Source organism: Cupriavidus necator, from assembly GCF_013141915.1.
Lineage (GTDB): Bacteria > Pseudomonadota > Gammaproteobacteria > Burkholderiales > Burkholderiaceae > Cupriavidus > Cupriavidus necator_B.
The window spans coordinates 49,874-62,606 of sequence record NZ_SROX01000006.1; the positions used below are offsets into that span (position 1 = coordinate 49,874).

Genomic DNA, 12,733 nt, shown 5'->3' on the forward strand with positions numbered 1-12,733 from the left:
CCTGCCCCGCAGGCGATCAGTCCTCAAAGACCGGGAGGCGTCGTTCGGCCATGGCCTTCACACCCTCGGCAAGGTCCGGCCCGGCGAACTGGACCGCCTGCTCGGCGCTCTCGCGCGAGATAGCATTGCGGATATGGCTGAGCGAGTCGGCCTTCAAGGTGTGGCGGGTGGACTGCAGTGCCCGCGGCGACGAAGTGGCCAGTTCCCGCGCCAGTGCCAGCGCGGCGCCGCGTACCTCCGTCCTGGGCACGAGGAAGTCCACCAGGCCCATCTCCCGGGCGCGCGCCCCATCGACGCGGATGCCGGTGTAAAGCATCCATGCCGCCATTTGCTTGCCGATCAGCGCGGGCAGCGTGTACGAAAGCGCAAACCCCGGATGAAAGCCGAGACGGTTGAAGTTGGCGGAAAAGCGCGCCTCGGTGCACGACACGCGAAAATCCGCCGCCAGTGCCAGGCCCAGGCCACCACCGACTGCCGGCCCTTCGATCGCTGCCACGATCGGCTTGCCGAAGCTGAAAATGCGCAAGGCCTCGAGATAGATTGGATTGATGCGCGAGGCGCTGCGCGGTGCCGCGGCGCCGTCGCGCCGCGAAAAGTCCGCACCCGCGCAAAACGCGCTGCCGCCCGCTTGCAGCAGCACCGCGCGGCAGGTCTTGTCGGCCTGCAGCCGGTCCAGCTCGTCGGCAATGCGGGCAATCATGTCCACATCGAAAAAATTGTGCGGCGGGCGGTTCAGCTCGACGATAGCGACATGGCCGTCGCGTCGGCTCAGGATGACTTGGTCCGTCGTATCAGGCATGGGTTGCGTTCCTTTCTGCTTGCATCGATTCGGCGTGCCGGGCCGGCGCGCCCGCCGCGCCCTCTGCGCACGGCAGGGTGCGCGCCGTCAGGTTCGGCCAGAACTGCTCGGAGCCGGCCTGGATGAACGCCTGGCCCAGGCGCTCGGCCCATTCGGTGCTGGTGCCGGCCTCGGCGCGCCAGGCCCACAGGCGCCGGGTGGCGAAATTCAGCGGGTATTCGTAGGTAAAGCCAATGGCGCCATGGACCTGGTGCGCGATCGAGGCGCCGGTGCGCACCGCGTCGCTGGCCGTCACCTTGGCGACCGCTGCGCTGAATTCCGCCTGCGGCGCGCTGTGCTGGTGGATCGCTGGCAGGTCGCGCAGCGCGGTCGTGGCCGCCGCATAACTGCAGGCCACTTCGCCGGCAAGCACCGCCAGTTGCTGCTGGATCGCCTGGTTCTTGCCGATGGGCTTGCCGAACTGTACGCGGTCCTTCACATACTGCACCGCCAGGTCCAGCGCGTAGTCCAGCGCGCCGGTCAGCTGCGCCGCAGTGGTGGCGGCGTAGCACACTTCCAGCGGCCGGCTTAGGCCTGCAATGCCAGCAGCCAGCGTATGAGAAACCGGAGCCTGATCCAGCACCACCGTATCGGCCGGCAGCGATGCGGCATCGGCCTTGAACGCTATACGCACGCCGGGCCCCTTGGCATCCACCAGTGCAAGGTCGCCACCGGCCTCGACCACCAGCCATTGGGCATGGCGCGCCCACTTCACGGCGGTCATCGTGCCGGACAGGGTGGCCGGCTTGCCGCCCTCGCCGCCGGACAATACCAATGACCGCGTCTGCGCTCCCGCGGCGAGCGCGAACACGCCGTCGGCCGCCAGGTCCAGCCCGCCGCGCGATGCCAGGTACTGGCCCAGCACGGCCTGCGCCAGCGGTACCGGCGCCTGCGTGTAGCCAACCTGGTAGAACAGCGGCAATGCTTCCGGCCAGGACGCTTCGATCCCGCCGTGCGCCTCGCGGCACAGGATCTTGGTCATGCCGCTTTCGGCAATGGTTTGCCACAGCGCGCCGGCGAATGCGCCGGCCTCGACCGCCGTCAGCAGGTCGCGGTCCACCTCGTTGGCCAGCAGTCGCCTGACGGTTTCTCCAATCATGTTGTCGTTCATCGCAGCCCCAGTCCTTTCGCAATAATCCCGCGCAAAATCTCTCTCGTGCCCCCGCGCAGCGAGAACGATGGCGCCGCCAGCGTGACCAGGTTCAGCACCTGGTCAAACTCGCTGCCGTCGCCCAGCCGGGCAGGAAACACCTCATACGCAATGTCGGGCAGTGACTGCTCCAGTAGCGCGCCCTGGTCCTTGACGATGGAGGCGGCCAGCGACGGGTCCTGGCCCTCGGCCAGCATCAGCGCGATGCCCTGCGACATCTGCCGCAAGGTGGCATAGCGCGCGATCACCTTGCCAAGCGCCACAGCCTGCTGAGGGTTGCCGGCATCGGCGGCATCGAGCATCTCCAGCAGCAACTGCGTGCTGCTCAGGAAGCGCTCCGCGCCGGAGCGCTCGTACTTCAGTTCGTTGATGACCTGGCTCCAGCCCTTGCCCTCTTCGCCGACGAGGTGGTCGTCGGGGACAAACACATCGTCGAGGATCACCTCGTTGAAGATGCGTGTGCCCAGTTGCGACACGATCGGGCGCACGGTCACGCCCGGCCGGTCCATCTCGATGAAGATCTGGCTCATGCCGGCGTGGCGGTCATCGCCGCGTTCGCTGGTGCGCACCAGCGCCACCATGTAGTGCGCATGGTGGGCGCCCGAGGTCCATACCTTGCGGCCGTTGATCTTCCAGCCGCCTTCCACCCGGGTACCGCGGGTGCGGATGGAAGCCAGGTCGGAGCCCGAGTCCGGCTCGCTCATGCCGATGCAGATAAAGGCCTCGCCGCGGCGGATCTGCGGAATGATCTTCGGGGCAAGCTGGTCGCGGCTGTAGCGGATCAGCAGGGGACCCATCTGCCGGTCCGCGGCCCAGTGCGCGCCCATCGGCGCGCCCACCGCCAGCAGCTCTTCGAGCATCACATAGCGCTCCAGCATGCTCTTGCCGCCGCCGCCGACCTCGGTCGGCCAGGTCATGCCGAGCCAGCCCTTTTCGCCCATCTCTTTCGAGAAGACGGGATCCCGCCCGGCCCAGTTATGCGCGCGCTCGACGCGGGAATACCGGGTCATGTGCTCTTTGGCGAATGCTCTGACTTCCTCGCGCAGCGCCTCGCATTCCTGCGGCAAGTCGCCAGCCGCAATGTGCAACGTATCCATGCTTATCCTTACTTGCTTGCGAACAAGCAAAACTCTATAGTGAATGCATCGAGTTCGCTCTAGGTAATTACGAGGAGAAGCAGTCCACCATGAAAGCAAGCGATATGACCGACCCGACGCAACCTCACGCCACGGGTTCCCGCGGCCCTCTCGCCGGTATCCGCGTCCTGGACCTGACCGCCGTGGTGCTGGGGCCGGTCGCCACCCAGGTGCTGGCGGACTACGGGGCCGAAGTGATCAAGGTCGAGCCGCCCGAGGGCGACCTGATGCGTGCCAACGGCGTAAGCCGCACGCCCGGCATGAGCTCGACCTTCATGAATATCAACCGGAACAAGAGCTCGGTCTGCATCGACCTGAAGACCGAGCCAGGCAAGGCGCAGCTGCGCCAGCTGATTGCCCGCTGCGACGTGCTGGTGCACAACATCCGCGTCAAGGCGATCCAGCGGCTGGGCTTTGGCTACGATGAGGTGGCACAGATCAACCCGGGCATTGTTTACTGCGCCGCCACTGGTTTTGGCGAGGGCGGCGCATTTGCCGGCCAGCCCGCGTTCGACGACATCATCCAGGGGGCCTGCGGCCTGGCCCACCTGGTGGGCCACGAAAGCGGCGTTCCGGACTATCCGCCTACGCTATTGGCCGACAAGATCGCCGGCCTGGCCACGGCAAACGCCATTCTCGGCGCACTGGTGCACAAGGCCCGCACCGGTGAAGGCCAGTACGTGGAAGTGCCGATGTTCGAAACCATGGTGGCCTTTACCATGACCGAGCACCTGGGCGGCCATGGTTTCCATCCGCCCATCGGCGATGCCGGCTATGCACGCCTGCTCAAGGGCGGGCGCAAGCCCTCGCCGACACGGGACGGTTATATCGCCGTGCTGCCCTATACGGAGCAGCACTGGAGGGACTTCTTCCACCGCTTCGGGCGCGGCGAGTTCATCGAGCAGTTCAATATCAGCAGCCGCATCGAGCGCAACAAGAACATCCAGGCAATCTACGCGGAGTTGCGCAACATCACCGCGCAATACACCACCAGGGAAATGATGGACGTTTGCCGGGAGATGGACATCCCGGTCGCGGAGATGTATTCGATCCACAGCATCCAGAACCATCCCCAGGTGCAAAGCACAGGCTTGTTCCAGACCATGACGCACGCCACCGAAGGCGAAGTGGTGACGACCCGGCCAACAGCGCTTTTTTCAAGAACGCCTGCATCCATCTATAAGGCCGCTCCCAATCTGGGCGAGGATACCGAACGTATCCTGAACCGCGCGCCGTGACCCGATGGGGGTATCAGACCACACTGGCACACGGGGCGTGCCAGCCTGTCATGCCGCGCCGGGCAGCGTTACCAGGCGCCGCCGTCAGGCTTGCGCCGCCAGCAGGTCACCCACGGCAGGCGTGGCCAGAGCCCCCAGCACACGCAACGCCACCAGTTCCGTCTCCGACCACACGGTGCGATCCGCCAGATAGTTGAAGGTCCCGATCACCCGCCCCTGCACGCACAGCGGCACATTGACCACCGCCGTGCAGCCAAGTCCGCGAATCACCTGCACGTCATCGAACACCGCAGCCAGCGCGGCATCGCCCTCGCCGACAAAGACTTCGCCGCGCTCGAGCAACTGGCGCCGCCACGCGCTGTCGCCCTTCGACTTGCGTCCGCCGACCGGGTACGCCGAAGGATCGGAAGACCACAGGCGTTCAATTTGTGCTGGGCCGGCGTGCCAGGCGTTGATGGTCAGCAGGCCCGGCCCCATCGCCTGCAGGGTGGCGGCGCCGATCGCCGCGAACGCGGCAGCGGGGTCGCGGGCCTGCTGCAGCTGGTCACACAGGTCGTTGGCCGTGGTCACCAGCACGGCCGTGCGCAGGGGGCTCACGTCATTCCCCCTTGATGCCGAGTTCGCGAATCAACTTGCCGTAGCGGTCGGCATCGCGCTGCAGGATGGCGCCGAACTGCTGCGGCGTTGAGGTAGCGGTCTCGACGCCGATGGCGTTCATCTTGGACTTGACCTCGGGCAGCGACATCACCGCGTTGATCTCGCGGTTCAGGCGCGCGGCCAGGTCCGCTGGCATGCCCTTCGGCCCAAAGGCGCCGTACCACACCGCCAGTTCATAGCCGGGCACGGTCTCGGCCACGGTCGGCACATTGGGCAGCAGCGGCGAGCGCTTGCTCTCGGTGACGGCAAGCAGGCGCAGCTTGCCACCCTTCACATGCGGCAGCGTCTGCGTGCCGGCCGAGAACAGCAGCTGGGTCTGGCCGGCCACGGTGTCGACCACGGCGGGCGCGCCGCCCTTGTATGGCACGTGCAGCATCTGCACGCCGGCCATCTTCTCGAACAGCACCGCGCTCAGGTGGTTGGTCGACCCGGGGCCGGCACTGGCGTACGCCAGCTTGCCCGGGTTGGCCTTGGCGTAGGCGATCAGTTCCTTGACGTTGTGCGCCGGCACCGACGGGTGCACTACCATCGTGTTGGTCACGTAGGCCAGCAGGCCCAGCGGCGTGAAGTCCTCCACGCCGCGGAACGGCATGTTCGGCATCAGCGCCGGGTTCATCGCGTGCGTGCTCATCGAACCGACCAGCAGCGTGTAGCCGTCGGGCCGTGCGCGCGCCACCATGGCCGAGCCGATATTGCCCGAAGCCCCGGGCTTGTTGTCGACAATCACCGGCTGGCCCAGCGAGCGGGTCAGGTGTTCAGACAGCACGCGCGCCAGGATATCGGTCGAGCCGCCGGCGGCCCACGGCACGATCAGCGTGATCGGCTTCTGCGGCCAATTGTCGGCCGCGCTTGCGGCGCCGCTCAGGCACATGGCCAGCGCGGCCATGCCGCCCAGCAGGGTCTTGGTCATCCATCGCATGGTGTTTCTCCTCCGTTTTCGGTGGCGGGCGCACGATGCGCCGCGCCGTGTCGGTTTATCTGCAGGTCGAACCTGCCGGATCGTCAGCGCCCCGCGGCATAGCCCTGCATGCCGCGCGGATTGGCGCCGGCGCGCAGCACCAGCCGGCCGCGCGCATCGAACTCGCGCGCGCAGGCCGACATGCGGCCCTCGGACCACGGCTCGCCCACGCGCACGTCATGGCCGCGCTCGCGCAGCGCCGCGAGCGTGCCTTCCGGGAAGCGCGATTCGATGCTGATGCGATTGAGCACGGTCTGGCGCGGCCAGAACGAGGCCGGGAAGTGGTCGACATGCCAGGCCGGCGCGTCGATGGCTTCCTGCAGGTTCATGCCATGCACGGCATGGCGCAGGAAGAACGCCAGCGACCACTGGTCCTGCTGGTCGCCGCCGGGCGTGCCGAACACCATGTAGGGTTCACCGTCGCGCAGCGCCAGCGACGGCGACAGCGTGGTGCAGGGCCGCTTGCCGGGCGCGAGGGTATTGGGCAGCCCCGGCTCCAGCCACGTCATCTGCAGGCGCGTGTTGAGCGCAAAGCCGAGCGCCGGGATGGTCGGGCTCGACGACAGCCAGCCGCCCGACGGCGTGGCCGCCACCATATTGCCGTGGCGGTCGATGACGTCGATATGGCAGGTATCGCCGACAAAGATCTCCTGCTCGGCCCATTCGGCCACTGGCGGCAGTTCGGCAAAGGTCGGCTCGCCCACGCCGAAGCGCACGTCGGCGCGCTGCAGCGTGCGTTCGGCCGCGGCCAGGTCGGGCAGGCGCGGCGCCATGCCGTTCACCGTGCCGGGGTCCAGGCCCAAAGCCGCCCGCGCGCCGATGCGCTGCGCGCGCGCCGCCAGGTAGCCATCGTCCAGCAGCCCCGCCAGCGGGCTCTGGGCAAAATGCGGGTCGCCATACCACGCCAGCCGGTCGGCCATGGCCAGCTTGGCGGCCTCGGCAATGCGGTGCACGAACTCGGGCGACTCGGGCGCGTGCTGCTCCAGGCCGGCATGGCGCAGCATGCCAAGCTGCTGCAGGAACACCGGCCCCTGGCTCCAGATGCCGCACTTGGCCACGGTATAGCGGCCGAAGTCCAGGGTCACCGGCGTCTCGATCTCGGGTGCCCAGCTGGCCATGTCGTCACGGCGCAGCAGGCCAGTGTGCTGCTCGCCGGTGGTGTCGCGCACGGGCGTCTGGCGGCAGAACGCGTCGATCTCCTGCGCGACGAAGCCGCGGTACCAGCAGTCCAGCGCGGCATCGATCTGGCCGGTGCGGGTATCGCTGCGGCGCTGGGCCTCCTCGACGATGCGGGTATAGGTGGCCGCCAGCACCGGCAGCGTATGCAGGCTGCCGGGGCGCGGCACCTTGCCGTCCGGCAGCCACGTCTGCGCCGAACTGTGCCATTCGTCGCGGAACAGCGCCTGCACCGCGAGGATCGCGCGGGCGATGCGCGGCACCAGCGGAAAGCCGTCGCGGGCATAGCCGATGGCCGGCGCCAGCACGTCGGCAAGCGACCACGTGCCATGCTCGCGCAGCATGGTCAGCCATGCGCCGAAGGCGCCGGGCACGGCGGCCGGCAGCAGGCCGATGCCGGGCATCAGGTCCAGGCCCAGCGCGCGCAGCGCGGCCGGATCGGCCAAAGCCGGCGCCGGGCCCTGCCCGCACACCGAGCGCATGGCGCGCTCGCGCTCGCTCCAGTACAGGATCGGCACCTCGCCGCCGGGGCCGTTCAGGTGCGGCTCGACCACCTGCAGCACAAAGCCGGCGGCGGCCGCGGCGTCGAAGGCGTTGCCGCCGCGCTCGAGCACGCCCATGGCGGTCTGCGTGGCCAGCCAGTGCGTGGAGGCGGCGACGCCGAAGGTGCCAATGATCTCGGGACGGGTGGTGAACATGGTCGATGCTCCTGTGATACCGGCCAGTATAGGATTAGCGGATAACCAGCAGCGTCTGATTGGTTATTGTGGTATTACCATTTGGTAATACGACTAGACCGCTGCATGGCGGCAAGCCCCATGTCCATCGCCCCCGACAAAGTGGTCCACAACCTGGTATCGCGGCTGCGCCTGCGGCACCTGCCGCTGCTGCTGGCGCTGGCGCGGCAGCGCTCGGTGTCGCGCGTGGCGGCCGAGCTCAACCTGTCGCAGCCCGCCGTCACCAAGACCCTGCGCGAGATCGAAGACATCTTCATGGTGCCGCTGTTTACCCGCACCCGGCGCGGGCTGGAGCCCACCCCCACCGGCCGTGCGGTGCTGGCGCACGCCAGGCTGACGCTGGCCGATGCCGATGCGCTGGGGCGCGAACTGGCGGCAATCGAAGCGGGGCTGTCGGGCCGGCTGCGCCTTGGCGTGATTCCCTACATCAGCCGCGGCGTGCTCGATACGGCGTGCACCTTCGGCCTGTCGCAGGCCCCGCGGGTGTCGGTGCTGGTGCGTGAGGGCACCACCGACGAACTGGTCAGCGCATTGCGCGAGCATGAGCTGGACTGCGTCATCGCGCGCACCTTCTATGCGCCGGGCGCGGATCTCGTGCAGCAGCCGCTGTATCGCGAAGAACCGGCGCTGGTGGTGCCCGCCGCGGCCGCGGCGCGGCTGGCGCGCGGCGCGCTCGACTGGCACCAGCTGGCCCAGCGCGACTGGATCCTGCCGCCGCCCAACACGCCGATCCGGCGCACTATCAACACCATCTTCGCGGTGGCGGGCGTGGCCCAGCCCACCCCCATCGTCGAGACCTATTCGATCAAGACCATGGCCACGCTGATGCGCAAGCATCCGGGCGCGACCACCATCGTGCCCCGCGCGGTCGCCGCCGAACTGGCCGAGTCCAAGGGGGCGATGACGCTGCCGCATATGCTGAGCTGGGACCTGCCGCCGGTAGGCGTGATGTGGCGGCGCCAGCCGGTGGAGGACGATATGGTGGCGGCATTGGTCGCCAGCCTGCGCGCGCTGCCGGCAGACGTGGCCTAGCCCGCCGCGCGTGGCCGGGCGCCGCGCCTAGTTGCGCGTAAGCACGCGCACCGGCCCGCGCCGCTCCAGCACGTCGACCACCACGCGCTCGCCGGAGCGGCGCACCGCCACGTCGGCGCTGCCGCCGCCGACCCCCAGATTGCGGAACACCACCTCATCCAGGAACGGCGGCAGCGACGGGTTCTCGAACGTGATCGCCGGCTCCTGCGTGTCGAAGTCCAGCCCCAGGCAGGCCTGCAGCATCAGCAGCGGCGCGGCCGCGGCCCACGCCTGCGGCGCGCACGCCACCGGATAGAAGGTCGGGCCCTGGCTGCGCTGGCGCGCGAAGCCGCAGAACAGCTCGGGCAGGCGGCGCAGGTCGATATAGCTGGATGCCGCGAACAGCCCCTCGAAAATGCGGTTCGCCTCGGGGTGGTAGCCGTAGCGCGCCATGCCCGCCGCGATCAGGGCATTGTCGTGCGGCCATACCGAGCCGTTGTGGTAGCTCATCGGGTTGAAACGCGCCGCATCCGCGGCGACGGTACGGATGCCCCAGCCACAGAAGGAACTGCTCTGCATCAGCGTGGCCACCACTGACGGCGCCCGCTCCGGCAGCGCGATGCCGGTCAGCAGCGTATGGCCCGCGTTGGACGCGCGGATGCGGCACGGCTGCTTGTTGCCGTCCAAGGCCAGCACATAGGTGCCCAGCGCTGCATCAAAGAAATGCTTGTCGAAGGCGTCGCGCAGCACTTCCGCCTTGGCGGCATAGATCGCCGCGCCCTCGCTGTCGCCCAGTGCCGCGCGTATCTGCGCCGCGGCCAGCCAGGCACCATAGGTATAGGCCTGGACTTCGGCCAGCGCGATCGGGCCGGCGGCAAGCCGCCCGTCCTCATGGAACACTGAATCGCGGCTGTCCTTCCAGCCCTGGTTGATCAGGCCCTCCGGCGACAGCCGGCCATATTCGACGAACAGGTCGCCGTCGCGGTCGCCATAATCGCTGATCCAGTCCAGCGCGGCTTGAAGGTTCGGCCACAGCGCGCGGATGGTGTCGACATCCCCGGTGCGCCGCAGGTAGGCGCCGGCCAGCAGCACGAACAACGGCGTGGCATCGACACTGCCGTAATAGAGCGCAAACGGGACCTCGCCCAGGCGGGCCATTTCGCCATGGCGCATTTCGTGCAGGATCTTGCCGGGCTCGGCATCGGCGTGCGGGTCGACCGTTTCGGCTTGCATCGCGGCGAGGTACTGCAGCACGCCGCGGGCGATCTCGGGATCGAGCCATAGCGTCTGCAACGCGGTGATCAGCGCATCCCGGCCGAACACCGTGCTGAACCATGGGATGCCGGCATACGGGTAAGGCCCGTGCGCGGTGTTGGTCAGCAGCATGTACAGGTCGGAGATGCTGCGCCGCGCCACTTCGTTGAACAGTTCGTTGGAGGTGGTGATAGATGCCGCGCGCCCGCACGAGCGCCGCAGCTCGCGCCTGGACTGCAGCAGTGCGCCGAGGAAGGACTGGTTCTCCTCCTCTTCCCGGTCCACCGACTTGCAGCGGATCTCCATGCGCAGCAATTGCGCGCATGACGGCTTGAGCAGCAGCGTGAAGCTGGCGCGGCTACCGCTCAGCGCCTGTGGCACCGGATCGAACGAAATGCGGGTTTCGCGCCGCGCCTGGTCCAGGCCGGTGTAGCTCAGCGTGACCGCGGCGCCGTCGACCTGCGGTGCATGCAGGGTCCCGCGCCGCAGCCGCTGCGTGCCGCGCACTTCGAACAGGTCGGCAAAGTCCGCATCGAAGGCGATGTCGATGCGCACGCGCCGCGGCCGGTCGTCGAAGTTGCGCAAGCTCAGGCGCTCATAGCAGGCGCCGTTCCACAGAAACCGCGACCTGCGCAGGTGGATCAGGTCGTGCTCCAGCCACAGCGCGCCCTCCGGGTCGAACAGGTCGGGATTGGTCAGGTCGCAGGTCAGGGCGGCGTTGTCATCGCGCAGCGTTGACGACAGCAGCATCGGGCGCTGCCCTTCCACCGTGAGCCGCAGGAAGGACAGATGGCGGGTATCGAAATGGAACAGCCCCTCGGGGCTGCCCGGTGCACCGATGGCATCGCCGTTATGGTCGAACAGTGCGAAGGTGTCGCCATGCTTGAGGGTGCGCGGACGCCGCTCCTGCAGCGACGCCGCCGCCGGGATATAGAACTGCGCGACGTCACTGGCGCCGGCGACCGCCACCGACCGGTTGGGATGTTCCGTGGATTCCGCGGGCATGAGAAGGTTTCTCCAGCTGTGGTCGTGTCGGGTTACGCGAGCGCCAGTTCACCGGCCTCGCCATGTGCCGCGCCCGCGTCGCCGGGATTCGACAAGCCCTGGTAGATGCGCACGTAGTCACGCGCCATCCGCTCGACGGAAAAGCGCGCGTCGAACGCCGCGCGCACGCCGGCGCGCGGCAGGCTGGCGGCGCTGGCGACGGCGGCCACCGCTTCATCAATGCCGTGCACGATATAGCCGCTGATGCCCGGCTCGATCACTTCCGGCACCGAGCCACAGGCGAACGCAATCACCGGCGTGCCGCAGGCCATGGCTTCGATCATCACCAGGCCGAACGGCTCCGGCCAGGCAATGGGAAACAGCAGTGCGCGCGCATTGCCAAGGAAGGCGGACTTGGCGGACTCGTCGATTTCACCGATGTACTCGACGTTGGGGTGCGCCGCCACCAGCGGCCGGATCACATCCTGCCAATAAGCGCGGTCGACGCGGTCGACCTTGGCCGCGATCTTCAACGGCATGCCCGCGCGCACGGCGACCTCGATGGCATGGTCCGGGCGCTTCTCCGGCGAGATGCGTCCGAGAAAGGCCAGGTAGTCGCCGGCGGGATTGGCGCAATAGTCCAGCAGCGCCCCGGGGATGCCGTGGTGCACGGTGCCCACCCAGTTCACCGGCGGCATCGGCGCGCGCTGCGCGGCGGACACCGACACCAGCGGAAAATCGGGGAAGTGCGCATAGAAGGGCTGCAGCTCCGGCAGGTCCAGGCGGCCGTGCAAGGTGGTCACCGCCCGCACCGGCATGCGCCGCAGCAGCGGGAAATGCAGCATGTCGATATGGAAATGCAGGACATCGAAGCGCCCGGCGCACGCCATCACGCGATCCAGCATCGTGACGTAGTAGGGCAGATGCTCGCCGACGCGCGCATCCAGGCGCAGCGCCATGTCGCAACACGGCACCAGTTCGGCGCGCGTGACCGAATCACCGCTGGCGAACAGCGTGACCTCATGGCCTTGCCGCACCAGTTCTTCCGTCAGGTACGAGACGATGCGCTCGGTCCCCCCGTACAAGCAGGGCGGACAGCGTTCGGCGAGTGGTGCAATCTGCGCAATCTTCATCGGCTTCCCCCGTCTGATAAGCAGGCTGCAGAGTGGATTGCCGCGACAGTGCCTGGGCTGATGAAGGCACCATAGAAAGCGGCGGCGGCTTTTTCAAGCTGGTCCGTACCATGCAGGCGCGGCATGCAGGCCATGCCGCAGCGCCATGATTGCGGGACAGCCCTGTCGGGACTTACCCTCACGCTCGCCGCTGCTATTTCGCCGTGCGGAATAGCCGGCGGCTTTCCTTGACGGTGCCTGTGGGCCTATGCAAAAGTCGGTGAAAACGAACGATCGTGCGGGAATACTTCCCGACACGGCGTCACCGGGTGGCAATGCCGCCCGGCTTGCCGGGCGGCCATCGTGCCGCATCGCACAGGAGACACCGCCATGCAGCATCCGCAGCACAGCATCGCGCAACGCCATCGCCACGGACCGCACGTGAACCCGTGCCGGCATACCTTGACGCACACCCCGGCACC

10 protein-coding genes are annotated in these 12,733 nt (G+C 67.9%); 2 read left to right on the forward strand and 8 right to left on the reverse strand.

Annotated elements, in window-relative coordinates; translation table 11 throughout:
- Positions 1–16: 16 nt before the first annotated feature.
- The 3 genes from E5S69_RS13455 to E5S69_RS13465 are packed head-to-tail and all read right to left on the reverse strand — an operon-like array spanning position 17 to position 3,085.
- Positions 17–799, reverse strand: coding sequence for an enoyl-CoA hydratase/isomerase family protein (locus E5S69_RS13455; RefSeq protein WP_171515151.1), 783 nt, complete (start codon positions 797–799; stop codon positions 17–19).
- The gene (locus tag E5S69_RS13460; protein ID WP_171515152.1) at positions 792–1,949 is read right to left on the reverse strand and encodes an acyl-CoA dehydrogenase family protein; all 1,158 of its coding nucleotides are present in this window, start codon (positions 1,947–1,949) and stop codon (positions 792–794) included. The genes E5S69_RS13455 and E5S69_RS13460 overlap by 8 nt, the downstream gene beginning before the upstream one ends.
- Entirely contained in the window at positions 1,946–3,085 is a 1,140-nt protein-coding gene (locus E5S69_RS13465; RefSeq protein ID WP_171515153.1) for an acyl-CoA dehydrogenase family protein, read from the reverse strand. Before E5S69_RS13465 ends, E5S69_RS13460 begins: the two co-directional genes overlap by 4 nt.
- Before the next feature lie 89 nt (positions 3,086–3,174).
- Between E5S69_RS13465 and E5S69_RS13470 the strand changes: the two genes are divergently transcribed.
- Entirely contained in the window at positions 3,175–4,362 is a 1,188-nt protein-coding gene (locus E5S69_RS13470; protein WP_171515154.1) for a CaiB/BaiF CoA transferase family protein, read from the forward strand.
- An 84-nt stretch (positions 4,363–4,446) separates the two neighbouring features.
- On the opposite strand, the gene E5S69_RS13475 is transcribed toward E5S69_RS13470, so the two are convergent.
- From E5S69_RS13475 to E5S69_RS13485, 3 genes are all read right to left on the reverse strand, one after another.
- The gene (locus E5S69_RS13475; protein WP_171515155.1) at positions 4,447–4,959 is read right to left on the reverse strand and encodes a GAF domain-containing protein; all 513 of its coding nucleotides are present in this window, start codon (positions 4,957–4,959) and stop codon (positions 4,447–4,449) included.
- 1 nt (position 4,960) lies between these two features.
- Positions 4,961–5,929: a Bug family tripartite tricarboxylate transporter substrate binding protein gene (locus tag E5S69_RS13480; protein WP_423766634.1), complete on the reverse strand. Its 969-nt coding sequence runs from the start codon at positions 5,927–5,929 to the stop codon at positions 4,961–4,963.
- A 92-nt stretch (positions 5,930–6,021) separates the two neighbouring features.
- The gene (locus E5S69_RS13485; RefSeq protein WP_171515157.1) at positions 6,022–7,851 is read right to left on the reverse strand and encodes a gamma-glutamyltransferase family protein; all 1,830 of its coding nucleotides are present in this window, start codon (positions 7,849–7,851) and stop codon (positions 6,022–6,024) included.
- Positions 7,852–7,971: 120 nt separating this feature from the next.
- Here E5S69_RS13485 and E5S69_RS13490 point away from each other — a divergent pair, with 120 nt between their 5' ends.
- Positions 7,972–8,922: a LysR family transcriptional regulator gene (locus E5S69_RS13490; protein WP_171515158.1), complete on the forward strand. Its 951-nt coding sequence runs from the start codon at positions 7,972–7,974 to the stop codon at positions 8,920–8,922.
- A 27-nt stretch (positions 8,923–8,949) separates the two neighbouring features.
- Here the strand turns inward: E5S69_RS13490 and E5S69_RS13495 are convergent, their stop codons facing one another.
- Entirely contained in the window at positions 8,950–11,160 is a 2,211-nt protein-coding gene (locus E5S69_RS13495; protein ID WP_171515159.1) for an amylo-alpha-1,6-glucosidase, read from the reverse strand.
- A gap of 32 nt (positions 11,161–11,192) precedes the next feature.
- Positions 11,193–12,272, reverse strand: a complete 1,080-nt coding sequence (locus E5S69_RS13500; protein ID WP_171515160.1) for a glycosyltransferase family 4 protein — start codon at positions 12,270–12,272, stop codon at positions 11,193–11,195.
- Between the last annotated feature and the right edge of the window lie 461 nt (positions 12,273–12,733).